The following is a 25,497-nucleotide window of genomic DNA, read 5'->3' as shown; positions in this document are numbered from 1 at the left end:
TCTGGCTGCTTCACAACCGCTTTCGTACCAGATTGGTCTCGCAGCCACCTATCGGAACACACGGATCAGGGCGTGGCTGCGGTAGCTGTACAGGACACCGGTCTCGGCGTCGCAGGTCACCAGGACCACGACGTGGACGGGCCCCAGATGCTGGTAGGCCAAGGCCTGCCAACCGTCCATGCGGGGGCATCTGCGGCTCGAGCAATCCCGACATCGGCCTGACGACGCTCAGTATCGAATTATTTCATCCAAACATTCTCTCCTGTAATCCCGCAGTCACCCAGCCAGCAGGTCCGGTCGAGCTGGTCATCGGCCGGGGCCTGCCCTTGCCTACCGCACATGACCTCAATGCCGCCACGCTGGTTCATGCGCGGGCACCTGGTCGGCGAACCCGCCTGCGCCCCGTATTAACAGTCGCCTCAGATTCGCTCAGTAGGAAGTGATCATCAGATGAGCGGTGCAACACCTATGTAGGAGGCTAGTGATGGCAATCCACACAGCGCGGTCCGCGCAAGCCCCGCCCAGTCGGCTGACGAGCCGATGGGTACCGTGGCTGGTCATTGGCTTATGGGTGGCGCTGGCGGTGGTCATGGTGCCGCTGAGCGGAAAGTTGAGCTCGGTCACCACGGATAGCGCCGTGGACACCCTGCCGGCCGGTGCCGAGTCCACCAAGGTGGCAGTGTTGGAGGACCGTCTCCCCGGCGGTGAGGACAACACGTTCGTTTTCGTGTACCACCGCACCGGTGGCTTGACCAACGCCGACCGCGCGACGGTCCAGCGCCACTACAACACTTTTGCCCAGCAGTACCCGCCGACGACGGCCGCTCCTGAGGCGGACGACGAGGACGAGGGCTCACCGACGGCGGCCTCTACGGACGGTGAGGCGATGACATTCACCTTGTCGGTGAGCACAACCTACGGTGAACCGGAGGCCCTTGTCGGCCCGTTGCGTGAGGCAGCGAAGGACCGCCCCGCCGGCCTGGACCTCGAGGTGACCGGCCCAGCCGCGATCGACGGCGACCTGGAGTCCATCTTCGACGGCATTGACCTGCAGGTCTTCCTCACCACCATTATCGTCGTCACGCTCCTGCTCATCCTCACCTACCGCAGTCCGGTGTTGTGGTTCATCCCGCTGGTGGTCGTGGGAGCGGCCGCACTGACCTCGATGGCAACCGTCTACCTGCTCGTCAAGAGTTTCGGCATCGTCGTCAACGACCAGAACTCCGCGTTGCTGACCATTCTGGTATTCGGTGTCGGCACGGACTACGCGCTGCTGCTCATCTCCCGGTACCGGGAGTCACTGCACCAGCACGAAAACGTCCGGGTCGCCATGGTTCACGCGCTCCGCAGCGCGGCGCCGGCCATCATCGCGTCGGCGACCACCGTGGTCGCCGGCCTGCTCTGTCTGCTCGTCGCAGACCTGAACAGCACCAGCGGACTGGGCCCGATCGGCGCAGCCGGCATCGTGTGCGCTCTGGTGGCCATGCTGACGCTGTTCCCGGCAGTGCTCGTGGTGTTCGGTAGGCGGATCTTCTGGCCGGCCATCCCGCGGTTCAACACGGCGGTGGAGGAGAAGGTAGGGATCTGGGGACGGCTTGGTACCGCCATCAACCGCCGTCGGTGGATGGCGGCGCTCGGCTCGCTCGGAATCCTCGGCGTGCTCATCCTCGGGCTGACGGGCAACACCAGCTCCCTGCGGGAGCAGGACCAGTTCCCGACCGCGCCGGAGTCGGTCACCGGCTTCTCCGTTCTTCGCCAGCACTTCCCGGAACTCGGCGGCCAACCGATGACGATCTTCACGCGGCCGGCGTACCAGGAGCAGATACTCGCCATCGTCAAGGACACCCGCGGTGTGGCCCAGGCCAACCCGGAGGAGACCAGCGGCAACTGGGCCAACATCTCCGTGTTCCCCACGGACGCGCCGGATACCGTCGCCGAGTACGACACGATCAAGCGGGTGCGCACCGCTGTGCATGCGGTGAGCGGGGCGCAGGCGATGGTCGGTGGACCGAGTGCGGAGAACCTCGACACCGAGGCGACCACCCGTCGCGACGAAAAGGTGGTCATTCCCCTGGTCCTCATCGTCGTCCTGATCGTCCTCGGGCTACTGCTGCGCGCCATCGTAGCCCCACTGGTCCTGATGGCCACCGTGATCGTCTCTTTCGCAGCAGCTTTCGGTGGCAGCGTGTTCGTCTTCGACACGATCCTCGGGTTCCAGGGAATCGACTATTCGGTGCCACTGCTGGCATTCCTGTTCCTGGTGGCACTCGGCGTCGACTACAACATCTTCCTGGCCAGCCGGGCCCGGGAGGAGACCATGCGTCTGGGCACCAGGGCGGGCATGCTCAAAGCCCTCTCCGCCACCGGCGGCGTCATCACCTCGGCCGGCCTGGTGCTGGCGGCCACGTTCGCGGTCCTCACCACACTTCCGCTGGTGATGCTGATCGAGGTCGGGTTCCTGGTCGCCTTCGGCGTGCTGCTCGACGCCCTGCTGGTGCGATCGATCCTGGTGCCCGCTCTCACCCTGCTGATCGGCCGGCGCATCTGGTGGCCGAGCCGGCTGTCCCGTCCAGAGGCGCAACTGCCGCACGGTCAACAATCGCTCGCCGACAACGAAGAGCCCGCGCTGCAAAGGTAAGCCCGACAGCACGGACGAGATCCGGGACGGACACCACGTCCGTCCCGGATCTTCGTGCGCCACAGACGTGGTCGCGGCCGGTAGCCATGATCTCGGACCGCATCCGTGATGGGTGGCGGGCCCAGGCCGTCGTTCCCGGGCCTGGTCAGCCGTGATCACCTCGACGGCTGGTCAGGGACTGTGGACAGTTTTCCCAGGATCGGTGGCGATCGGTGAGACGTGCCGTAGGCAACCGATCTGAGTAGCGAAAGAACTTCTGGCAGAGGTTTTTCCGGCGTTCGAGCCGGTCACGACGGTCATGGATGGCGTGGGGTTTCGGGGCCTGGCCGACGTCCTTGACAGGGACTACGGCGTCGAGACGTGATCACGTTCGATCCGGACCGTCCGCGAAGCGGTTTGCGGCCGTGAAAGGCGGCGGCCGCATGGCCCAGACATCCGGCCACACCAGTGAGTACGTCTCCACCAGAACCCCGGGTGAACGACCGGAATCACGATCCAGAACGCTGCTGGTCAGGAATCCGGCCGGGCAGTGACCACTCGGATCCTGCGCGAGGACTACTGCCCCTGCTTCGCCACGCCGCCGGTTGAGGGCACCACGCCGTCCTGCCCGACGGTAGCCCGCCCGAGCAGCGGGGGCGAGGTCGCGGCCGGAAGGTCGACCCGAAGCAGCGCACCCCCGCGCGCGGAACGCGCGACCATGACCCGGCCGTCGTGGGCGTCGACGACCCGCTGCACGATCGACAGCCCCAGACCGGATCCCGGCAACGCCCGGGCGCTGTCAGCACGGTAGAACCGGTCGAACACCCTCGGTATGTCAGCATCGTCGATGCCCGGCCCGGCGTCGTCAACCTCCAGCACCGCCATGGTGCCCTCGGCACGGAGCCGGACCTGAACCTGCTGGTCCACCGGAGACCACTTGCTGGCGTTATCCATGAGGTTGAGCACCGCCCGCTGGAGCGCGGCGGGACGCCCGCCCACCCACACGGAGGTGAGGTCGAGGGCGATCTCGACGTCGGTCGCGCGCGAACGCGCCCGGGTCGCGGCGGCCACCACCACGTCGGCGAGGTCGAGCAGCTCGGTGTTCTCATCGCTGACGTCACCGCGTGCCAGCTCGGTCAGCTCGGCGGCCAGCGTGCTCAATTCGACCATCTGGGCGCCGAGGTCGTTGAGCAGCCGGCTGCGGCTCTGTGCCGGCAGTGCGCTGTCCAGAGTGCCGCGCCGATCGAGCCGGATCAGCAGTTCGATGTTCACGCGCAGGCTGGTGAGCGGGGTCTTGAGCTCGTGGGCGGCATCCTCGGCGAGCAGCCGCTGGGCCCGGCGGGAGTCCCGGAGCGCGGCGAGCATGTCGTTGATCGACTGAATCAGCCGCCGGATCTCCCCACCGCCCTCATCCGGGATGTCGGCGTCGAGATCCCGGGTGTGGGCGACGTGTACCGCGGCGGCGGTCAGCCGGTCGATCGGTGCCAGCCCGGCCCGTGCCACGGTCCTCCCCACCAGGGCGCCGCCGACCACGCAGAGCAGACCGATCAGCAACATGCCCAATCCGAGCCGGGTGATGGGGCTTTCGTCAGCGACGCGGGCCACCTGGACCGCGCCCTCGCCCGCCCGCTGCGTGTAGATGAAGTAGTCGTTGTCGCCGCCGTCGATCGACTCCATCAAAGCGTTCGACGTTCCCTGTGCCACGCGCCCGGCGTGCTCGCTGACCGGGAGCAGCGCGGGTTGGCCCTCCGGGATCCGGGTCGAGCCGTCGGGCAGGATGATCCGCACGAGCCGACCGGATCCGCGATACGGCGGTAACTGGACCTGTGCCAGACCGGCACGCTGCGCGTTCGTCGCCAGGACGCGGGCGTCGGCGCGCAGCTCATTCTTGGCGGTGTCCTGCAGTTCCCGGTCCAGTAGCTCGATGCCCACCAGGAAGGCCACGAACACGCTGCCGGCGATGGCCGTGGCCGCGATCACCGTCAGCCTGGCCCGCAGGGACCGCCGGCGCCACCATCGGGTCAGCCAGCGCGGTTCCCGCCCGGCGGGTCTGCTCACGGAGGGGTCTCCCGCAACGCGTATCCCAGGCCCCGCAACGTGTAGATCAATCGTGGCTCATCCTCGGCCTCCATCTTGCGGCGCAGGTAGCTGATGTACACCTGGAGGTTGTTGGCGGTGGCGCTCATGTTGAAGCCCCAGATCGCCTCGAACAGCATGTCGCGGGTCAAGACCCGGGTCGCATTGCGCATGAAGACCTGCAGGAGAGAGAACTCGGTCCGGGTCAGGCGTAGCGGCCGCTCACCCCGCCACGCCTCGAACCGGTCGGGATCGAGGCGGACGTCGGCGAACGACAGGATCTGCGACTCCTCGCCGGTCGGCATGCGCCGACGCAGCAACGCGCGCACCCGGGCCAGCAACTCCTCAATGGCGAACGGCTTGGGCAGGTAGTCGTCGGCGCCCGCATCCAGCCCCGCGACCCGGTCGGAGACCTGGTCACGGGCGGTCAGCATCAGCACCGGTAGATCCCGACCCGCAGCTCGCAACCGCCGACAGGTCTCCAACCCGCCGAGCCGGGGCATCATCACGTCGAGGATCAGCAGATCCAGCGTGTCACCGCCGACCCCACCGGCCCCGTCGAGCACGGCGAGACCGTTGGAGACGGAACTGGTCTCGTAACCCTCGACCTGGAGTACCCGCTCCAGCGACTCACGAATGGCCGTGTCATCATCCGCGATCAGGATCCGCATGCCGGCCCGCCCCTTCCCATGGATGCTTTGGCCGCTTCATTGTCCTTGATCAACCTGAAGCCAGGATTAGTGCGTCGCTGGGACCGCGCTCGAGCGGATACCCACCACCGTCGGCTCATCATCACGGGCAGGACCGATGACCAGTTTCGCACCCGGCGACCAGGCCGTAGAACGTGCGCGCCGGTCACGGACACCCGGCACCCCCGGTGGCTCCCGCGCGCCACCCTCGTCCTCCGGCGGCCGCTGCCCTGGGATCCCCGTGCTCCGGGTGACCGTGCTGCTGGCCGCTGCGCGCACCGACGATGACGGGCGCCGTGACCACGCTGACGTAGAACACCGCCGGCATAACCGGCAACGCCGCCTCGCGCAGTTCATGGGTCTGCCCCGAACGGGACTACGTCGGGCGTCATGTGTCTCAGGACCGGCAACGGCCCGGCCTGATGGTTTCGGCACCAGCCGCCATCAACGGTTGGGTGACCCCGTCCGCGAGACATTTCAGCAGGTTCACCATGAGCGCAGCGACCGCCTACCTCAGGTCGGGCAGGCACCGATCAGCGCTGCAACCGGCGTGACATTCCCAGCTGCGTCTCACTATTCGCCTGAGGCTCGATCGTGCCCTGCCCCTGAAGCTGACCTTGCAGGCTCGGCGTGTCACGCCCGATCAATGACACCGCTTCTCACCTGCCGGTCCCGCTTCTAACGGTCGCCTCAGATTCGCTCGATATGAATTCTGGGTCAGAGCAACGAGACACCCCGCGGGTAGAAGGCTGGTGATGGCAATGAAGGCGGCGCCGTCGGGGAAAGCACTGACCGAGCAGGTGAAGTGCGGGACGGCCACCGGAATGCTGGCGGCCACGCTCCCTGTCGCCGCCTGGGGGTCGCACACCGACAACGAGTACGGGACCCGCCGCGCCCGGCCCGCACAGCGTTCACGCGGGCGAGCGATTCCTGCCCCACGGAAAGTCCCGGCCTCCTCGTGCGAGCCGTCGGGGCGCAGCGGTATCGCCCACCACGCTGTCGCGTACGCGGTGGCGCCGGGCAGCGCTACCGCAGTGAGCAAACAGGACACGAAGACCCGCGGCCTTAGCCGACGGACACCACACGGATACTGCGCCGCGCAGACACCTGGAGAGCTACTGACATGAAATCCATCGCCAACCCCCTGCATCACCTCACGGTAGGTCGCCGCGGTTTTATCACCGGCACGACACTGGGCCTTGGTGCCGGCTTGTCGACGCCTGCCATCGTCTCCCGCGCGACGGCGGACGAGCCTTCGGACGTTGCGTTGCGAGACCAGGACCTGCCCTTCATCGGTACGGAAGAGACCTTTTCCACGCATGAGCTGATGGTGCTGAACGACAGGCTGTTCCTCGAGGACACCGGCCTGGCCGAGATCGGCCCACGTCGCATCGGCGCCATGGACGAGGCCGGACTCAACGTTCAAATCCTTTCCGCACATACGCCAGGTGTGCAGAATGTCCCCGGAAGGAAGGGCATCGATTTTGCGTATCGCCTCAACCGGATGCTCGTCGATGGACCGATGGCCACCTACCCACGGCGGTTTCAGGCATTTGCAACCTTGCCGCTTCAGAATCCTGAGGCCTCGGCGGACGAATTAGAACGCGCAGTTCGCGAAGATGGCTTCCTGGGCTGCCTGACCAATGGAATCATCGGGAAAAAATTCCTCGACCATCCTGACTTCGAGCCCGTCCTGGCGCGCGCCGAAGCCCTCGGTAAGCCGATATACATCCATCCAGGCCTACCGCCCGACGAAGTTTTCCAAATCTACTACAGCAACATGCGACCGGAATATCAGGAGGAATTCCAGGACCAGGTGCTCAGCATTTCTGCGTACGGATGGCATCAGGAAGTCGTTACTCAGTGCATTCGAATGATAACTTCAGGGGTGTTCGACAGGCATCCGGAACTCCAGATCATCATCGGCCACATGGGAGAGGGCCTTCCGTTCTTCTACAAACGCATCCTGGAGAAGATGGGCGAAGTGACCCAGAAGAGCCTGGAAAAGCCGTTCGAGCAGTATTTTCACGACAACTTCTGGTTCACTACCAGTGCATTCCCGCAGACTGATCTACTCGACCTCCTACTGAAGTACATCAGCGTGGATCGAGTGATGTTTGCAACCGACTACCCATTTGCGGACATGAAAAAACAAACCGACTGGTTCCGGGCAGTCGATTTGCCACGGGAAGCCAAGGAGAAGATTGCCTTCCGGAATGCCGAGAAACTTTTCGGGATCAAAGTTTGACACGTCTCGACGGCCGAATGAGGCCCGCGAAGTGAACTCCGTCAAGGGCACCGTGATGGGCGGCCAGATGGCCGGCGTCAACCAGGACGACAAGATCGCAGTCACCGATGCCCTCGGCGAGGTACTCGAGAGCATCCTCGACGGAGTGGAGGACGCCACCACGGGCGTCACGACCATCAACGTCGATTCCACGCTGAAGAAGGAGTGCCCCGACGTACACGCCGCCGCGGTGAAGGCTTGCGGGGGTCAACGACCTGAACATCCTGCTCGACTGATCGGACTCCTGCCCCCGCCTTCATCCCGCCTGGGAAACCCGGTCAGCGTGCGTCCAGGTGGCGGACACTGTGCGCAAGAGGACGGACCGGCCGCCTCCACGAGCGCAGCCGGAAGCGGCCGGCGCGAACACTCGTCACGGAGGCGGTCCCCCGGAGAAGTCCGCCTGATCCCTGTGCAGTCATCGTACTGATGCCTGCGTCACCATCGGTTCCCGAGACTTGCCGGCACTGGCACTACCCGAAATCGCCTTGCCACGCCCGGCCTCACTCACCGGGTTGGTGACGGCCCCGGGCGGTAAGGCCCGGGCCGGTACGGTGGCCGAAGCGGCCGAAGCGGACCTGGTCTTTCTCAGCGTGCCCTGGAGCCGGATCCCGGCAGCCGTGGCGCAGGTGCCGGACTGGTCGAGCCGAATCGTGGTGGACACCACCAACCCCTCGAGGCGCCCACATCCCAAGGTCGAGGACCGGCCGGGCTGTACGCCGCATCTGAAGGGCAGCGTGGAGACAGTCAACGGCGCCTCGGAGCGGATGTTCATGGCGGGACTGGCCCCGCTGTACGCACGCCCAGTGCCTGACCAGTAGCCGTGTCGTGGATCCGGAAGCCCCGGCACTGACGTTCGAGGCGTTCGTGCGGGAGCTGTTGGCCTGGGGGCAGTGGCTTGGCCGTCAGCAGAAATGGCCACCGCCAGAGACCGTTCCGATCCTCCTCGAAACCCTCCACCAAGGGCGCCGGTGATGAGGCCAACCTTGTCCTAAAGCACCGGTGCCTCGCCACAGGGTGACCGGTTCAGACAACCTGAACCGGCGTCTGGGTGAGGAGATGCTCGAGGCAGAGAGCCAGGCCGGCCTCGAGATGCTCGGAGGAACCCGTCGAGATCAGCACGGTGACGCCGCCCTGGATCGCCGCGATGAAGGCCGCGGCCACCCGGTCGGCGTTGACGCCCGGATCAGCCTCGCCGACCGCCTGGGTGGCCACGATTCCCTCCCGCAGACACGCCTGCCACCGCCTGACTAGTTGTGCCGCAACATCTTGCGCTGCCGGGCTGTACCGGCCCACGTCGGCGATCAGGACGGCCAGCGGGCAGTTCACTCCCTGATCCCGATAGCGGGTGATCATGAGGTCACACCATGCCCTCCACGACGCGGCCGAGGTGAGCTGGCTCAGGTACGGCTCCTGATCGTCGAACACGAGGGCGGCTTCGAGTTCGGCGACGGCGAGCATCAGTTGTTCCCGCCCACCCGGGAAGTGGTGGAACAGCTGGCCCTTGCCAGTACCGCTGCGCCGGCACACGTCATCGAGGGTGACGGCGTTCGCACCGTTGTCCCGGACCTCGCCCGCGGCGGCCTCGACGATGCGTGCACGGGTGGCCAGACCCTTGACAGTAGTCATCCATAAACTGTACTGGCTGGTCCATTTTTTCGTATCTAGCGTCCTCCGCATGAGAGCAATCGTGATCACGAAATCGGGCGGACCCGACGTTCTGCAGCTGCAGGACCGGCCGGCACCCCGGCCGGGTCCAGGCGAGATTCTGGTGGACGTCCGCGCGGCGGGGGTGAATTATTTCGACACAGCCATCCGCAAGGGAGCTCTCACCGACATTCCCGGCATGGAAGGCGTCGGCATCGTGAGGGAGACCGGCGAGGGCGTGACGGAGTTCGCGCTCGGCGACCGGGTCGGCTGGCTGACGATCGAGACGCACAGCAGTTACGCCGAGCAGATGGTGCTGCCCGTCGGCCATGTGGTTGCGCTGCCCGACGCCATCGACGACGAGACGGCTGCGGCCGTCATCCTGCAGGGCCTGACCGCCCAGCACTTCACCACGGTGTCGCACCCGGTGCAGCCGGGAGACATCACGGTGGTGCATGCCGCCGCCGGTGGCGTCGGCATGCTGGTCACACAGTTCGTCAAGGCGCAGCGCGGCACCGTCATCGGGCTGGTCTCACGACCGGAGAAGGTCGACCTGGCCACCAGCGCCGGCGCCGATCATGTCCTGGTCTCCATGGGTGGCGCATTCGTCGAGCCGGTGATGGAACTGACCGGCGGAGAGGGGGTACACGCAGTGTTCGACGGCGCGGGATCAACCACCTTCGCCGGATCGCTGGATGTGCTGCGCACGCACGGGACGCTGGTCTTCTACGGCCCGGTCATCGATACCGTGCCGACGATCGCCATGAACGAGATCCCCCGCAGCACGCGACTCACCTACGGTGCGACCAACGATCACGTCCGCACTCCCGAGGAGCTGAGGGCCCGATGCGCTGAGCTGTTCGCGCTCGTCGAGCAGGGCGAGCTGAAGGTCCGCATCGGTCACCGCTACGCCCTCGAGGACGCAGCGCAAGCCCACCGCGACATCGAGTCGCGCGCTACCACCGGGAAACTGCTCCTGATCCCCTGACAACGGCGCGCCAAAGTTCCGCGTCATGACCTTCCGGGCTGGGCAGGTCATGACGCGGATCGGCCGAGGAGAGTTCATGGATACCCAACCATGAGTGGCCGTTGTTACCGACGACAGCAATTGAGAGTGAAGTTCTCGCGGCAGCTCGTAGTGTTCGCGAATAATTCTGGCGGCACGAGGATTTGACGTACGAAGCGGCGAAGGTCCGGCGCGACCGGCCGACGGTGAGGCGATGGCCCTGGGGCGACGCCAGCAGCGCCTGTTGCCGGCCCTGCTGGCGTCGCGGCAGGGCCGGGAACTCCACAACGGTGGGCACCTTCGCCGGGTCGAGCGCAGGGACGAGGCGGGCCCGGCAGAACCGGCCCGCTCGTCGGAAACGTCGACCGATCGGCCATGACATCACTTCATGCAGAACCCTATTCGTTCTTGGGGTGCACCGAAGACGGCAGGAAGCGCAGCAGCGACATCTTGCGGCACATGAACCAACGGTGCTCCACGGGCTCGGAGTACAGATCCGCAAGGGCAGCCTCGCCCAGACTGTGCGGCCCCACGATCCGATAGGCCGAGGGGTTGAAAGCCCCGAACCAGATCTGCTTGAAGAACTTGGGACTGGAGATCATTGAGCGCATCGACGGCAGGCAACCGACCTCCTGCGCCAGCGCATCGAGATAAAGAACCTGCGAAGGATGAGACTCCGTGTGCCGTGGGCTCAGAGCAGTCCAGTACTCCTCCCACTCTTTCTCCTGCGCGATCACTTCGTCCAGGTTCTGCGGTGGGTGCAGCTCACCGCTGAGCACCCGCGCGAAGTAGCGGGCCTGCATCTCGGCACAGATCGGGATACCGCCCGAGAAGGGACGCACGAAGCCGATATAGGCAACCTTGCCGTCGTGCCCCGGGTGCAGGAAGTGCCGGTAGAGATTGCGCACGTTCCCGTCCTCGACGTCGATGTCACCCAGCCTCAGGTCCCGGTGATAGCCGGTACACAGCACCACTGCGTCGAATTCGGCCTGGGTGCCGTCCTGGAAGTGAACGGTCGATCCGTCGGCGCGGTCCAGACCAGCATCGTTCACCACCACCTTCCCGCTGACGATGCTGGGCAGGAAGCTGACGTTCTTGCAGAAGATGCGGCGCGGGCTCCAGCTACCCTCCGGATGCGACTTCCGGTTCCACTCATCGAGAAGTTCCCAGTTCTCCTCGTTCTCGAGCGTTCCCAGGTCCATCTTGTTGGGTTCGATCGACTCGCCGAGCGGGTTCAGCGGCTGAATCCGGCGTCGTCCGGGCTGGATCCGCTCACGCAGGTTCCGCACGTCCTCGGCCACGGCTGAGGGGATCCCCAGCGCCACCGACACGACCCCGAACAAAGCCTTGGCCGGCCTGCTCCTGCCCCAGAAGGTCTGGTAGGGCACCGGTCGCCGGGTGGCACGGTCGTACATTTCGAAATGGTGCGAGCGCACCGTGAGACTGTCGGTGGTGCGGTGGTCGTCCACGACTCGGGGCAGAAGGTAGCTGTATGAGCGGATGGCCAAAGTGGTCTGCGCGGCGACGTCGCCGACCTCTCGGACGATGTCGGCTCCGGACTCGGCCAGACCGACGACCAGGACGCGCTGGCCACGAAACCGTTCGGCATTGCGGTATTCCGCGGAGTGGACGATCTCTCCGGTGAAGCCGGCCAGCGCCGGGATGTCCCGGTTCGGGGTCTTGAACGGGCCCGAGCTGATCGCCACTGCGTCGAACGTCTCGGTGGATGTCACCCCCTCCCGCAGGGCCGTGACCGCATATCCTTCCGGCACCTGCTGGATATCGGTGACCTCGGACCCGAAGCGGATGGCCTGGTGCAGTCCGAAGTAGTTGGCGTAGTCGGTCAGATAGTCGAAGTACTGCTGCCGCGTGTAGAACTTCCGGCCGCCCTTGAACGGGAAGTCCGAGTAGGCCATGAGCCTCATGGAGATGGTCAGCAGGAGGTTGTCGAAGGCCTTGGTCTTGACGCCGTCGTCGCCCTCGCGCAGCCAGATACCGCCCAGGTCGGCGTTCCGATCGTGGCAGACGACCTCGTGGCCCTCGTCGAGCAACTGCTTGACCGTGGTCAGGCCGCAGGGACCCGCCCCCACAACGCACACCCGCATGGCAACCCCTTAGCTGTGGTCCGGGGTGGGCACCACACCCACGACCCGAGAATTTAGCTTAGGCTTACCTTATTTGCGCGAAGGCTGACAAGAGGCGCACTCCAGACCGGCGCCGGCGCGACATCCACTTGGCACGATCCCGCGATCGAGCTAGGGTAGGCTAACCTAACTTTTGAAAGAGCTTCGATGACAGGGGAAACCGTGAAGACCAGCATGGCGACGCTCTCGATCGGGGGTTCCCTGGAAGAAAAGATCGAAGCGATCGCCGGCGCCGGGTTCGACGGCCTGGAACTACTGGACGACGATCTGCGCCGCTCCCGGATGTCCCCCGCCGAATGTGCGGCCCGGTGCGCCGACCACGGCCTCACCATCGACGCCTACCAGCCCTTCCGACGGGCCGAAGGAGTACCGGCCGAGGAGTTCATCGACGTACTGGCCCGGTTCCGCAGCGAACTCGAGGTAATGAGCGCGCTCGGGGTCACCTCGATCCTCGTGGTCTCCAACACCGACGCCGACGCCATCGCCAGCCGCGACCAGTCGGTGACCCAGCTGGCCGCACTCGCCGACACCGCCGCCGAGCAGGGCGTGACGGTGATGTTCGAGGCGCTGGCCTGGGGTACCCACATCCGCAGTCTCACCGATGCCCGGGACACGGTGCGCCAGGTTGGCCTCCCCCATCTTCATCTGGTGGTGGACACCTTTCACCTGCTTGCCGGGGGCGAGGGCGCACAGGCCCTGAGCGACCTGCCGGGTGAATCCGTCGGCCTGGTCCAGCTGGCCGACGCCCCCTGGCTGGACCTGGATCTGAAGAGCTGGAGCCGGGGCCACCGTTGCTTCCCGGGGCAGGGTGACCTCGACCTTCTGCCCCCGGTCGCCGCACTGATCTGCGGCGGATATGCCGGCCCTCTGTCGCTGGAGATCTTCAACCCCGGCTACCGCACGCGTCCTGCGTCGGTGGTGGCCCGCGAAGGCGCCCACTCCCTCCGGCAGTTCATCGCCGAACTGAGCGAACGCACGGGAGCCAACGCGACCACCCGGCTCTGAGGCGCCGGCCGACCACCGCAGTAGAGCCCCCACCACCAGACCTACCCAGGTCAGCTGAGGCTGCCCTAACCTGGCGTGGTTTACCGTTCCGTCATCCCCGGAGAAGGAGAGCCGTGCCTGCTTCCGTGACGCGTCGTTCGTCGTCGCGTGCAGTCCTCTCCCCGGCCCCGCCGGGAGCCGATGACGCCATCCCCCGTTCCGTGCTTCAGCGACGGCGGGCGCTTGGGCTTGCCCTGATCGCCGCCGCCCTGGTCGCCATCTGCTTCCTCAGCCTGGCCCTGGGCTCCAATCCCCTCTCGTTCCAGCAGGTCTGGACCGGCCTGAAGGCCCACGACTCCACGGAGCCCTCGCTCATCGTGTGGACCCTGCGGGTGCCGCGCACGCTGCTGGGCATCCTGACCGGCGCTGCCTTCGGCGTGGCCGGCGCCCTGATCCAGGCCCTGACCCGCAACCCGCTGGCCGACCCCGGGATCCTCGGGGTCAACGCCGGCGCGGGCCTGGCGGTGACCCTGGGCGTCGGTATCTTCGGCATCACCGACATCTCCGGGTACGTATGGTTCGCCTTCGCCGGCGCCGCCCTGGCCACGGTTCTGGTGTACCTGATCGGCTCGGCCGGGCGCGGAACGGTCGCCCCGGAGACCCTGGTGCTGGCCGGTGTGGCGCTGGGAGCGGTCCTGGGGGGCTTCGCCACCTTTCTCACGCTGATCGACGAGCAGACCTTCGAAGCCATGCGGAACTGGAACCTGGGGTCGATCGCCGGCACCAACAGCGAGGACACCCTCCACGTCATGCCTTTCATCGTCGTGGGCCTGCTGATCGCGATCGGCCTGTCCGGCTCGCTGAACTCGATCGCCCTGGGCGACGACCTGGCCGCGTCCCTGGGAACCCGGGTCCAGCGCACCCGCGTGCTGGGACTGATCGCCGTCACCCTGGTGGCCGGCGCCGCGACGGCCCTGACCGGCGGCATCGGCTTCGTCGGGCTGATGGTGCCGCACGTGGTGCGCTGGTTCACCGGACCTGACCAGCGATGGATCATCCTGTACTCGGCCCTGGCCGCGCCCGTGCTGGTCCTGGCCGCCGACGTGATCGGACGAGTGGTGGCCCGCCCGGAAGAAGTACCGGTGGGCATCGTCACCGCCGTCGTCGGGGCCCCGGTCCTGATCGCCCTGGTACGGCGCCGGAAGGCGAGCGGGCTGTGACGACGACCCGAACGGCGCCAGGCCTGGACTTTGGCTACCGAACCCTCACCGTGCGCCTGCCGTGGTTCTCCCGGCGCGCCGGGCTGCGGCTCGTGATGGTGTCGTCGGCCCTCTTCGCGGCGGCTTTCCTGGGCGCGATCCTGGCCCTCACCATCGGCGACTTCCCCCTCACCATAGGAGAAGTCGTCGCAGCGCTCACCGGCGGGGGCGAGTCCTTCCCCCGCACGATCGTGCTGGAATGGCGATTGCCCATCGCGGTCTCCGCCGTCCTGTTCGGAGCCCTGCTGGGCCTGAGCGGCGCGGTCTTCCAGTCCCTGACCCGTAATCCGCTGGGCTCCCCGGACGTGATCGGCTTCGACTCCGGTGCCTACACCGCCGTGGTCATCACCATGCTTCTCATCGGCTCGGGCAGCTACTGGTCCATCGCGGCCGCCTCGACCGCCGGGGGCCTGGCCACCGCCTCGGTGGTGTACCTCCTGGCCTACCGCCAGGGCATCCAGGGATTCCGGCTGATCATTGTCGGCATCGGGGTCTCGGCCATGCTCGGGTCGGTCAACGCGTACCTGATCTCACGGGCCAGCCTCGACGACGCGATGGCGGTCGGGTTCTGGAGCGCCGGGTCCATCTCCCGGGTCACCTGGTCCAGTCTGGCTCCCTCGCTGATCCTGACCGTGCTGATCGTCGGCGCCACGGCCCTGCTGTCCCCGGCACTGCAGCGCCTGGAACTGGGGGACGACGCCGCCGTCACGCTCGGCACCCGCCCGACCCCGGCCCGCCTGGGCCTGATGGTCACCGCGGTGACGGCCGTCGCAGTGGTCACCGCGGCCGCCGGGCCGATCGGCTTCATCGCCCTCACCGCACCGCAACTGGCCCGCCGTCTGACGCGATCGGCCGGGGTCAGCCTCCTGGCCGCGGCCGGGATGGGCGCCGCCCTGCTGGTCTGCGCGCACGTGGCCTCCCTGCTCATCGCGCAGGCGTACCGGCCGATCCCCGTGGGGTTGATCACGGTCTGCCTCGGCGGGCTGTACCTGATCTGGCTGCTGATCCGAGAGACCCGCCGACAGTACGGAACCGTGCGATGACCATGACCAACACCCCCGAACACGATGCCCGCGGCGTGCACGAACCGGCGGCCACGCAAGACCCGGCCGGTCATCGCCTCCTCGTGCAGGACGCGACGATCGGCTACGACCGGCGCATCATCTCGCAGCACCTGTCGGTCGCCGTGCCCGACGAGTCGTTCACCGCGATCATCGGCCCCAACGGCTGCGGGAAGTCCACACTGCTGCGGACCCTGGCCCGGGTCCTGCGCCCCAGCCAGGGAACGGTACTGCTGGACGGCAAGGCCATCAGCAGCTACAAGTCCAAAGAGGTCGCGCGCCGCCTGGGCCTGCTGCCGCAGACCTCGCTGGCCCCGGACGGCATCCGGGTCGCCGACCTGGTCGCCCGCGGCCGGGCCCCCTATCAGAGCCTGATCCAGCAGTGGCGTACCGAGGACGAGAGCGCTGTCGCCCAGGCGCTGTCGGCCACGCACCTGAGCGACCTGTCCGGCCGGCTGGTGGACGAACTGTCCGGAGGCCAGCGTCAGCGGGTCTGGGTGGCGATGCTCCTGGCCCAGGACACCCCGATCATGCTGCTGGACGAGCCGACCACCTTCCTCGACATCGCCCACCAGTACGAGCTGATGGAGTTGTTCCGCACCCTGCACGACGAGGGCAAGACCGTCGTCACCGTGCTGCACGACCTGAACCAGGCCGCTCGCTACGCCGACCACCTGATCGTGATGCGCGACGGGCAGATCGTCACCTCCGGGACACCGGACGAGGTCATCACCCCCGACCTGGTCGAGCAGGTCTTCGGCCTGCGCGCCCTGGTCGTGCCCGACCCGGTCACCGGGACACCGTCGGTGATCCCCCTCGACCCCCGCCGGACAGCCGTCCGCCCGGTGGAACCAGCACCACTCACCCCCGGCGAGAACCCCGACCAGAACGACCAACTGACCGCCCCACAGCAGAAGGACGTGCGATGACCGCCCGCGAGTTCGGAGCCTTCACCGGCCGTAACCTGACCGGAAAACTGCAGTTCAGCTGGATGGCCAAGATCGACAGCCGGGACGTGACCGTGGTCCGGTTCGAAGACCTCACGCCCCGCTACCGCCGCGTCGTGCTGGGCGGCGAATCCCTCGCCGACTTCCCCTGGGCCGACTTCTCCGCGCCCGACCACGTCAAAGTGTTCTTCCCGCACCCCGAGTCGGGCGAGCTGGTGTCCTCCCGGGAGACCGAGGACGGCTGGGTCGTCCTCGGTGGCAGCACCGACCCGATCCACCGCGACTACACCGTGCGCGCCTTCGACCCCGACCGTCACGAACTGACGCTCGACTTCGTCGTCCACGATCACGGCATCGCCGGACGGTGGGTGCGCAACGTCCAGGTGGGCGACCCCCTCGTGCTCAACGGCCCCAGCGCGAACTGGCTACTGCCGGAGAACTTCTCGCACTACCTGGCTCTGGGCGACGAGCCCGCCCTGCCCGCGGTCGCCCGGATCATCGAGGAGGCTCCGGCCGGTTCCCGCGTCACCGCCCTGATCGAGGTGGAGGACGCCCAGGACGAGCAGGAGCTGACCGGCAAGGCCGACGTGGACGTGCGGTGGATCCACCGCAGCACCGCCCCCGTGGGCGAGGGGGACCTCAGCCCGCTGGAGACGGCCCTGCGCGCCCTGGAACTACCCGCCGACAAGAGCACCCTGTTCGTGTTCGCGGCCGGAGAGACCAACAACATCAAGCCGATCCGCCGGTACCTGCGACGCGAGGCCGGTCTGCCCAAGGAGCAGCTGATCGTGGACGGGTACTGGAAGCGGGGCGTGGTCAACTTCGACCACCACGACAACGAGCTCGACGAAGACTGAGCGTGTCGCCGCAGGTGCAGGAGACACCGCGCCGCTGGGGCCTGTTCGAGGCCCCGGACCGACCCAGCTCCCGGCTGCACCTGCGGGTGGACCCGGCCTGGTCGCCGACCCGGCTCTCCATGGCGATCATCGCCTCGGTGTGGCCCTACGCCCTGAGCGGTTTCTCGCTGCTGATGGTGTACAACGTGGCGAACGTGCTGCTGCCGGTCGCCGTGGGCAAGCTGATCGACCACGTCGTCGCCCCGGCCGTGGCCGGGATGGACGCCGACCGGATCACCGGCCCGGCGATCACCTGGTCGGCGGCGATCGCCGGGGTGTACATCCTGATCAACGTCGGCTACCGGCTCGGCGGACGGGCCGGGTGGTACGGGGTTCAGCGCGCCCAGTACGAGCTGTCCCAGCTGACCCTGGCCCGCCTGCTCGACGAGCGGGACCTGGGTGCCTCGTCCCAGCCGCCGGGACGTCTTCTGTCCCTGGCCACCTCGGACGCCCGCAAGGCGTGCCAGTCGGTGTACGTCGTGGTCTATCCACCCGCCGAGGTGGTCGGGCTCGTGGTCGCCGCCGGCGTCCTGATCACGGTGCATCCGGCCCTCGGCATCGGGGTCCTGCTCGCCCTGCCGGTATCCCTGGTCGCCATGCACTTCCTGGCCGCACCGATGCGTCGGCGCAGCGAGGCCGAACAGGAAGGCGTGGCCGACGCCGCCGCCGCGGCCGCCGACCTGGTCTCGGGATATCGCGTCATCCGGGGTCTGCACGCCCAGGGGACGGCCGGCACCCGGTACCGGACGGTCAGTCAGGGGGCGCTGCGGTCGGCGATCGCCGCCCGTGAGGCGGAAGCGGGATTCCGCAGTGCCGCCATCGTCGTCGGCTACCTGTTCGCCGCGGCCGTGACCACCGCCGCCGCACTGCTCGCATTCGACGGGCGTATCTCCGTCGGGGAGTTCGTCACCGTCTCCTCCATCGCCCTGACCCTGATCGATCCCCTCCACTCGCTGATCGGGACGCTGGGCGAGCTCCTGGCGATGTCCCACGCCTCCGCCAAGCGGCTGCTGGCGCTCCTGTCGACCTCGCTGCCGCCCTCGGCCGAGGAGCCGGTGGACGCCGAGGTGCCGGTGGACGCGGTCGGTCCCGTTGATGCGGTCGGCCCGGTGGATCGGATTGATCCGGTGAATTCCTACGTGACAATGGTTTTCGACCAGGTTAGCCTGACCGAGTCCGTGACGCTGTCCGGCCGGGTGGGACCGGGCGAGTTCGTCGTCCTCGATCTTCCCCCGACCGCACGAGCCGCACTGGGCGACATCCTCACCCTGCGCTCGGTCCCCGCATCGGGCCGGGTCACCCTGGCCGGCCTGCCTCTGGCCCAGCTCAGCCCGCAGCAGCGGGCGGCGATCCTCGTGCCCCCGCACGCGCCGGCGCTGCTGCCGGGCACCGTGCTGGACAACGTGCGCGCCACCGGCGACGAACCCCTCACCCTCGAGGCGGCGCTGACTGCCCTGCAGGTCGCCGCCCTCAACGACGCGGAACTGCCCGAGGGGTACCGGACCACCGCCGACTACGGAGGCCGGCAACTGTCCGGGGGACAACGCCAGCGCATCGCGCTGGCCCGGGCGATCGCCGCCGAGCCCGCCCTGCTCGTCCTCGACGACCCCACCTCCTCCGTCGACGCGGTCACCGAGCAGTCCATCGCCGCCGCCCTGCGCGCCCACCGCACCGGCCGGGCCACGCTCGTCCTCACCTCCGCCCCCGCGTTCCGGGCCGTGGCCGACCGGGTGCTCTCCCACCAGACCCACCAGCCGGAGTTGATCCTCGATGTCTGAGCCCCTTCCGGTCGTCTCCGGCCGCGTGGTCGCCACCCATCTGTGGCGCCTGCTGGAGGGCCGGCGTCTGCAGGCCGCGGGCATCCTGGCGTTGTTCATCGCCGAGGCGGCCATCGGCCTGGTGTTCCCCCTGGTGATCGGCAACCTGGTGGACACCGTGAGCGACACCGGGCGCAGCGGCGTCACGGCCTCGTTCTGGTGGCAGGTCGCGCTGCTGGCAGCCGCCGCCGCAGCCGCCGCGGCCCTGGCCCTGGCCTCCGCGTTCGCCCTCGCCCGCGTGGCCGAGACCCTCATCGCCGACCTGCGCGAGCAGTACGTGACGGCGGCTCTGGCCCTGCCACGGGCCACGGTCGAGGACGCCGGCATCGGCGACGTGGTCACCCGGGCCTCCGACGACGTCAGCCAGGTCTCGGAGTCCCTGCCCGACATCGTTCCCCAGGTGGCCCTGTCCGTCTTCGCCCTGGCCCTGGCCGGTGGCGCCCTCGCCACGCTGAGCCCCTGGTTCCTGGCCGCCTTCGCCCTCACCGTCCCCTTCTACGTGCTCGCGGTCCGCTGGTACCTGCCGATCGCCCCCGGGGTCTACCTGTCCGAGCGCACGGCCCAGTCGGCCCGCGCCCAGGACGTTCTGGGCACCCTCACCCAGCTGCCGACGATCACGGCCCACCGGCTCCAGCGCCGGCAGCTGGCCCGGATCGAGAACAACAGCTGGCAGGTCGTGCGGTGGGCGATGCGCACCCGGATCGTGCAGAACCGGCTCTACGGGCGGCTCAACGTGGCCGAGGCCGTCGGCCTGTTCGCCGTGCTCGGGGTCGGCGTGTGGCTCGCGCTGCGTGGTGAGACCACGACCGGGCAGGTCACCTCGGCGGCCCTGCTCTTCCTGCGCGCGGCCGCCCCGATCGAGGGCCTGCTGTTCGTGATGGACGAACTCCAGTCCTGTCTCACCGCCCTCGCGCGCATCGTCGGGGTGATCGAGACCCGCTCGCCAGAGCCGTCGAACCCTCCTGCCACGACCGGCTCGGCGGCTGTCGTGGACCTCGACGACGTGCATTTCTCCTACCGGAGCGGACGTCCCGCGCTCACCGCGATCAGCGCCCGGATCGGCGCCGGGACGCACCTGGCGGTGGTCGGCTCGACCGGCTCGGGCAAGTCCACCCTGGCCTCCCTGATCGGCGGGGTGCACCGCCCCGGGGCCGGGACGATCACCCACCAGCTGCCACCCGAGCAGGTCGTGACCGTCACCCAGGAGACCCACGTCTTCTCGGGCACCGTGCGCGACAACCTGACGCTGGCAGTTCCCGGGGCGACCGACGAGCAGGTGCTCGCCGCGGTGGAGACGGTGGGCGCCGGGCATGTCATCGCCCTGCTGCCCGACGGACTCGACACCGAGGTGGGCGACGGCGGGCACGACCTGACCCCCGCGCACGCCCAGCATCTGGCTCTGGCCCGGCTCGTGCTGGCCGACCCCGCCCTGGTGATCCTGGACGAGGCCACCGCCGAGGCCGACAGCGCCGATGCCGACCGCCTGGACCGGGCCACGAGCGCCGTGATCGCCGGCCGCGCGGCACTGGTCATCGCCCACCGCCTCTCCCAGGCCCGCTCCGCTGACCGGATCCTCGTGCTCGAGGCCGGTCGGCTGGTCGAGTCCGGGGCCCACGACGACCTGGTCGCCGCCGGCGGCCGGTACGCGAGCCTCTGGAACGCGTGGGAAAACGGAAGGGCGGCAGGGCCTTCGGCCCCACCGCCCTCAGAGGACAGATTTAGCTGAGTGAGGACTCCTGCGCCCGCTGGAGGCGCTTGCTCACCTTGCCGATGGCGGTCTGCGGGAACGCGGTGACGACCTCCAGCGCATCCGGCAGCTTGTACGAGGCCAGGCCGCGTTCGCGCAGGTACCCGCGGATCGCCCCCAGGCTCACCGGGTCGGCGCCCTCCCGCAGGATCACGTAGGCCTTGACCCGCTCGCCGAGTAAGCGATCCTCGACCCCGACGACTGAGGCGTCGTACACCGCGTCGTGCCCCAGGATGAGGTTCTCCACCTCTTCCGGGGCGATTTTCTCCCCGCCCCGGTTGATCTGGTCCTTCGAGCGGCCGACCACCGTCAGGAATCCCCGCTCGTCCTGCTGGACGATGTCACCCGTGCGGTAAAAGCCGTCGGGGGTGAAGCTCCGGGCGTTCTGCTCGGGTGCGCGGAAGTACCCCCGGATGGTCGTCGGGCCGCGGGTCAGCAGGTGGCCGGGTGTTCCGCGCGGCACCTCGTGACCCTCGTCGTCCAGGACCAGCAACTCGTCGCCCGGTGAGATGGGCCGGCCCTGGCAGGTCAGACTGGTGTGTTCGTCGACGTCGAGCGGGTTGTAGTTGACCAGGCCCTCGGCCATCCCGAAACCCTGCTGGAGAATGACATCCAGTTCCGGTCGCACCCGGCGGGCCACCTCCGCGCTGAGCCGGGCCCCACCCACGTGCAGGCTCTCCAGGCTCGAGAGGTCGTAGCGCTCCTTCAGCGAGGAGTTCAGCCACGCCAGGACGATCGGCGGCACCACCGATGACTGGGTGATGCGATGCTGCTCGATGAGCGGAAAAACGCTGTCCGGGCTGCCGTTCGCAGACAGGACGACGGTTCCGCCGGCGGTCAGGACGCCGAGGAACCCCGGCGAGCGGGCCGACATGCTGTGGCAGATCGGCACCGCGATGAGCTGCACCGAGTCTTCGCTGATGCCGCACAGCGGAATGCTCGCCCGCACCGAGTGGATGTATGTCTCGTGTGTGTGCGGGATCAGCTTGGGCTGGCCGGTGGTGCCACCCGACAGCTGCAACAGGGCCACGTCCGAGGGCACGGCCCGGCGCACGTGCGGCAGCGGCGCGAAGGCCAGCAACTTCTCCAGAGCCGCTCCCCCACCGTCGGCGTCGAGCACGACGGTGTGGCGAAGGACAGGCCAGGCCTCCTTCAGCTCGGCGGCCAGGGCCGCCAGGTCGGTGCCGTCGTGCGTGGCGACCGTGACGTACGCGCAGGCCTGGGTGACCCTGATGAAGTGCTCGATCTCGGTGCGCCGGTGGGCCGCCGGGGCGAACACCGGCACCGCGCCGATCTCCCAGAGCGCGTAGACGAATTCGATGAACTCGGGGATGTTCGGAAGGTGCACCACGACGCGATCGCCGCGGCCGACGCCCAGGTCGACCAGGCCGGAGGCGATCCGCGAGATACGGTCGACGAGCTCGGAGTAGCTGAGCCGGGTCTGGCCCGCGATGATCGCCGTCTTGCCGGTCAGACGCTCGGCCGAGTCGAACAGCGGCTCCGACATCGTCTGGTCGATCCAGAAACCTTCACGCCGGTAGTGCGCCGCAAGGTCTTCCGGGTAGGGGACGAATCCGTCGAGGATCAGCGGATCCAGGTTCATCGCGCCTACCTCGACGAGAGCTGATCGGCCGCACCGGGAACCGGCTGCGCCGGGTCACTTCCCAGAGCCACGATCCGGTTGCCCGCATCGACGTGGACCACCCGGGGCTCGTGCGTGATCAGCTCGGCCTCGTTCACCTGCACGTAGGACATGATGATGACCAGGTCCTCGGGGTTGACCAGATGGGCCGCGGCGCCGTTGATGCAGATCTGCCCGGAACCGGATGCACCGGTGATCACGTAGGTCTCGATCCGCGACCCGTTGGTGATGTCGACCACGTGGACCTTTTCACCCTCGACCAGTCCCGCGGCCCGGACCAGGTCCTCGTCGATCGTGATCGATCCGACGTAGTGCAGGTCCGCCTGCGTGACGGTGGCGCGGTGGATCTTCCCGCCCAGGACGGTGCGCAGCATATGAGCTCTCTTTCTCCGATGGAATTTTCAGCTACCGGCGACGGCGTTCTCGTGCTCGGCGATGAAATCGCGGAGCGACTTGGGCCGCAGGTCCTTCCAGGTCTTGTCGATCCAGTCGATGACCTCCTGGCGTCCGGTCCCGTCCGGGCCGCCGAAGGCGATCGTCCAGCCACCGGGCACCGGCCGGAAGGTCGGCCAGAGGGAGTACTGCTCCTCGTGATTCACCAGGGCGAAGAAAGTTCCGCTGTCGTCATCGAAGGGATTCGTGGCCATGCTGCGCCTCCGTGATGCATAGGGTCGATCCGTGAACTTAGGTTAGCCTAACTTCTCATGTGTGGAGAGCCCGGGCCAGAGCTTCTTCCAGCAACCTCTCTGCACCCGTCGAGAAGCCCAGAAGCATCACCACGGCCCCCTCCACGTCGCAGCGCCAGCGGATGACAGCGCGGTACTGGTGCTCGATTCCTTCCCTCTGCCCGGGCTCGGCACCGGTGCCGTGAAGGCGGGTCACCAGCAACGCCGGGACGGGCACCTTCTTCAGGGCTCGCCGACCGGAGCGGTGGTGGAAGCGCAGGAGGGGGTACTGCTCGGGGACGAGATCGTCGGCCTTCGCGAGGGCAACGACGGGACTGGTCGCGGTGAAAGGCCCGACGGCCCCCGAAACAGGTTCCCCCAGAGACACTTCCCCGTCGAACACCAGATCGGGCGCATGCTTGAGACCGAACTCCGCCACGGCTGCCCGCACCCCTGCGAGAACCCGCTCGGCGCTCAGCCCGGCCCCGAGGTCGACCTGGGTGAACCCGGTGGCATCCCAGGCGTCGGGAACATCGACCGTCGCCGCCGTGAGCCGCTGCGCCCAGACCGACGTGGCTGCCGCATTCTCCTGCTCCCCGGACACGTCGACCTGGTGAAGGGCCGCCACCAGAGAGGCCTCCGGCGGGAAGGACACGCGACCGCCCTCGACGGTCTGCCGGAGACGGGCGAGCAAGGTGTGAACTCCCAGCCGGTCCGCCGCTGCCCCGTGGACGGCCAGCATCAGCACCGTGACGTCCCCGCGGGAGACGGCAACCAGCGCGACCGGAAGTCCTTCCGTGATCCGGATGTGGCTCAGCGCGAGTGAACGCACATCGGCATCGTTGAGCGCTGGTGCGCCGTCCACGAACTGCCCCGCAGATTCCGCCGAACCGGGCGGCATGATCTCGGACAACCACAGACGCTTGTTCATCACCGTCACCCGCAGCCGCAGCGCATCCACCGCAGCGACCAGGTCCAGGAACGCGGACCTGATCCGCGCCGACGGCACGACCGGCATCGTCAGGCTCTCCGTGTAGACCCACGCATCCGGCTCCTGTCCGGACTCACGCAGTCGTTCCAGCACCGTCGAGGGCGGCAGCGTCACCGGCTCGGCCGGCGGCTGCTCGATCGCGGCCGCCTGCTCGAGCACGGCCTGCTCGTGCACCCGTGCGAGTTCGTCGATCGTCCGCAGCTCGAACATGTTCCGCACCGAGATCGACAGATCCCTTCGGATGGCCTGGGCCACCACCCGGGCGGCCAGGATGCTGTCCCCGCCGAGCCGGAAGAAGTCATCCTCGACCGACACGGTCGTGCCGGCCGGAAGCCGCAGGACGTCGGTGAAGATGTCGGCCAGAGCCGTCTCCGCCACCGAGACCGGTTCCCGGCCCGTACCACTGGCAGCAGCCAGGTCCGGCACCGGCAGGGCGCGGCGGTCCAGCTTGCCGTTCACCGTGACCGGGAAGCTTTCCAGAACCGTGAACACCGTCGGCACCATGTACTCCGGCAGCATTCCCGCCGCGAACTCCCGCAGTCCTTCACCGAGTTCAGCGCGCGCGGTCAGGTAGGCGGCCAGGTACTTCCCACCGGCCGGATGGTCATACGCCACAACCGCCGCCGCCGTCACCTCCGGGTGCGACTCCAGCACGTTGCGGATCTCGTCCAGCTCGATCCGGAAACCCCGCACCTTCACCTGGTCATCGGCCCGGCCGACATACTCCAGCTGCCCGTCCTGACTCCAGCGCACCAGGTCTCCGGTCCGGTAGAGCCGCGATCCATCAGCAGCGTAAGGATCAGCGACGAACCGCTGCGCGCTCAGGCCCGGCTGACCGACGTACCCGTCCGCGACCTGAGCACCGCCCAGGTACAACTCGCCGACCACGCCCGGCCCGACCGGGCGCAGCCAGGAATCCAGTACCACCACCGACGTGTTCCACACCGGACGACCGATCGGAACCGTCTCACCCTCCGGATCAAAATCCTTCAGAGCGAAACCGACCGTCTCCACCGCAGCCTCGG

Annotated in this window: 19 protein-coding genes and 2 pseudogenes; 12 read left to right on the top strand and 9 right to left on the bottom strand. The window is 67.9% G+C overall.

Annotated elements, in window-relative coordinates; all coding sequences use genetic code 11:
- Positions 1 to 48 precede the first annotated feature (48 nt).
- Positions 49 to 180 carry a hypothetical protein gene (locus QSK05_RS20140; RefSeq protein WP_285598805.1) on the bottom strand — a complete coding sequence of 44 codons (132 nt, stop codon included), beginning with the start codon at positions 178 to 180 and terminating at the stop codon, positions 49 to 51.
- A 304-nt stretch (positions 181 to 484) separates the two neighbouring features.
- Between QSK05_RS20140 and QSK05_RS20135 the strand changes: the two genes are divergently transcribed.
- Entirely contained in the window at positions 485 to 2,638 is a 2,154-nt protein-coding gene (locus QSK05_RS20135; protein WP_285598804.1) for an MMPL family transporter, read from the top strand.
- A gap of 555 nt (positions 2,639 to 3,193) precedes the next feature.
- Here QSK05_RS20135 and QSK05_RS20130 read toward each other — a convergent pair.
- On the bottom strand, positions 3,194 to 4,675 hold the full coding sequence (locus tag QSK05_RS20130) for a HAMP domain-containing sensor histidine kinase (protein ID WP_285598803.1): 1,482 nt from the start codon (positions 4,673 to 4,675) through the stop codon (positions 3,194 to 3,196).
- Positions 4,672 to 5,364 carry a response regulator transcription factor gene (locus QSK05_RS20125; RefSeq protein WP_285598802.1) on the bottom strand — a complete coding sequence of 231 codons (693 nt, stop codon included), beginning with the start codon at positions 5,362 to 5,364 and terminating at the stop codon, positions 4,672 to 4,674. The genes QSK05_RS20130 and QSK05_RS20125 overlap by 4 nt, the downstream gene beginning before the upstream one ends.
- A 1,141-nt stretch (positions 5,365 to 6,505) precedes the next feature.
- Here QSK05_RS20125 and QSK05_RS20120 point away from each other — a divergent pair.
- The 3 genes and pseudogenes from QSK05_RS20120 to QSK05_RS20110 all read left to right on the top strand — a co-directional run.
- Positions 6,506 to 7,630 carry an amidohydrolase family protein gene (locus QSK05_RS20120; RefSeq protein WP_285598801.1) on the top strand — a complete coding sequence of 375 codons (1,125 nt, stop codon included), beginning with the start codon at positions 6,506 to 6,508 and terminating at the stop codon, positions 7,628 to 7,630.
- 494 nt (positions 7,631 to 8,124) lie between these two features.
- Positions 8,125 to 8,328 (top strand): annotated as a pseudogene (locus tag QSK05_RS20115) (NAD(P)-binding domain-containing protein); the annotation flags it as partial.
- Positions 8,329 to 8,373: 45 nt separating this feature from the next.
- Positions 8,374 to 8,563: pseudogene (locus QSK05_RS20110) on the top strand (ISNCY family transposase); the annotation flags it as partial.
- 129 nt (positions 8,564 to 8,692) lie between these two features.
- On the opposite strand, the gene QSK05_RS20105 reads toward QSK05_RS20110, so the two are convergent.
- The gene (locus tag QSK05_RS20105) at positions 8,693 to 9,295 is read right to left on the bottom strand and encodes a TetR/AcrR family transcriptional regulator (protein ID WP_285598800.1); all 603 of its coding nucleotides are present in this window, start codon (positions 9,293 to 9,295) and stop codon (positions 8,693 to 8,695) included.
- A 49-nt stretch (positions 9,296 to 9,344) separates the two neighbouring features.
- Here QSK05_RS20105 and QSK05_RS20100 point away from each other — a divergent pair, with 49 nt between their 5' ends.
- Positions 9,345 to 10,301 (top strand): quinone oxidoreductase family protein, encoded by a 957-nt coding sequence (locus QSK05_RS20100; protein ID WP_285598799.1) that lies wholly within the window; start codon positions 9,345 to 9,347, stop codon positions 10,299 to 10,301.
- Positions 10,302 to 10,717: 416 nt separating this feature from the next.
- Here QSK05_RS20100 and QSK05_RS20095 read toward each other — a convergent pair whose 3' ends face one another.
- Complete coding sequence (locus QSK05_RS20095; protein ID WP_285598798.1) at positions 10,718 to 12,424, bottom strand: flavin-containing monooxygenase; 1,707 nt, start codon at positions 12,422 to 12,424, stop codon at positions 10,718 to 10,720.
- A gap of 186 nt (positions 12,425 to 12,610) precedes the next feature.
- Here QSK05_RS20095 and QSK05_RS20090 point away from each other — a divergent pair, with 186 nt between their 5' ends.
- The 7 genes from QSK05_RS20090 (at position 12,611) to QSK05_RS20060 (ending at position 21,153) form a co-directional block, all read left to right on the top strand.
- A complete protein-coding gene (locus QSK05_RS20090; RefSeq protein WP_285598797.1) occupies positions 12,611 to 13,468 on the top strand; it encodes a sugar phosphate isomerase/epimerase family protein in 858 nt (285 codons plus the stop codon).
- A 200-nt stretch (positions 13,469 to 13,668) separates the two neighbouring features.
- On the top strand, positions 13,669 to 14,667 hold the full coding sequence (locus tag QSK05_RS20085) for a FecCD family ABC transporter permease (protein WP_285598796.1): 999 nt from the start codon (positions 13,669 to 13,671) through the stop codon (positions 14,665 to 14,667).
- Complete coding sequence (locus tag QSK05_RS20080) at positions 14,664 to 15,749, top strand: FecCD family ABC transporter permease (protein ID WP_285598795.1); 1,086 nt, start codon at positions 14,664 to 14,666, stop codon at positions 15,747 to 15,749. The genes QSK05_RS20085 and QSK05_RS20080 overlap by 4 nt, the downstream gene beginning before the upstream one ends.
- Before the next feature lie 2 nt (positions 15,750 to 15,751).
- Complete coding sequence (locus QSK05_RS20075; RefSeq protein ID WP_352302100.1) at positions 15,752 to 16,696, top strand: ABC transporter ATP-binding protein; 945 nt, start codon at positions 15,752 to 15,754, stop codon at positions 16,694 to 16,696.
- On the top strand, positions 16,693 to 17,571 hold the full coding sequence (locus tag QSK05_RS20070; RefSeq protein WP_285598793.1) for a siderophore-interacting protein: 879 nt from the start codon (positions 16,693 to 16,695) through the stop codon (positions 17,569 to 17,571). Before QSK05_RS20075 ends, QSK05_RS20070 begins: the two co-directional genes overlap by 4 nt.
- Positions 17,572 to 17,573: 2 nt before the next feature.
- On the top strand, positions 17,574 to 19,388 hold the full coding sequence (locus tag QSK05_RS20065; RefSeq protein WP_285598792.1) for an ABC transporter transmembrane domain-containing protein: 1,815 nt from the start codon (positions 17,574 to 17,576) through the stop codon (positions 19,386 to 19,388).
- The gene (locus tag QSK05_RS20060) at positions 19,381 to 21,153 is read left to right on the top strand and encodes an ABC transporter ATP-binding protein (RefSeq protein WP_285598791.1); all 1,773 of its coding nucleotides are present in this window, start codon (positions 19,381 to 19,383) and stop codon (positions 21,151 to 21,153) included. The genes QSK05_RS20065 and QSK05_RS20060 overlap by 8 nt, the downstream gene beginning before the upstream one ends.
- On the opposite strand, the gene QSK05_RS20055 is transcribed toward QSK05_RS20060, so the two are convergent.
- From QSK05_RS20055 to QSK05_RS20040, 4 genes are all read right to left on the bottom strand, one after another.
- The gene (locus QSK05_RS20055; protein WP_285598790.1) at positions 21,146 to 22,777 is read right to left on the bottom strand and encodes a (2,3-dihydroxybenzoyl)adenylate synthase; all 1,632 of its coding nucleotides are present in this window, start codon (positions 22,775 to 22,777) and stop codon (positions 21,146 to 21,148) included. The genes QSK05_RS20060 and QSK05_RS20055 overlap by 8 nt on opposite strands.
- Before the next feature lie 5 nt (positions 22,778 to 22,782).
- Positions 22,783 to 23,190 carry an aspartate 1-decarboxylase gene (gene panD, locus QSK05_RS20050; protein ID WP_285598789.1) on the bottom strand — a complete coding sequence of 136 codons (408 nt, stop codon included), beginning with the start codon at positions 23,188 to 23,190 and terminating at the stop codon, positions 22,783 to 22,785.
- 27 nt (positions 23,191 to 23,217) lie between these two features.
- A complete protein-coding gene (locus QSK05_RS20045; protein ID WP_285598788.1) occupies positions 23,218 to 23,463 on the bottom strand; it encodes an MbtH family protein in 246 nt (81 codons plus the stop codon).
- A gap of 55 nt (positions 23,464 to 23,518) precedes the next feature.
- Positions 23,519 to 25,497, bottom strand: a 1,979-nt coding sequence (locus QSK05_RS20040) for a phosphopantetheine-binding protein (RefSeq protein WP_285598787.1), incomplete at its 5' end; no start/stop codon positions are given.

It is taken from the genome of Kineosporia sp. NBRC 101731 (assembly GCF_030269305.1).
Classification (GTDB): Bacteria; Actinomycetota; Actinomycetes; order Actinomycetales; family Kineosporiaceae; genus Kineosporia.
The sequence above is the reverse complement of the archived record's forward strand: the minus strand, read 5'-3'. Positions and strand labels throughout refer to the sequence as shown.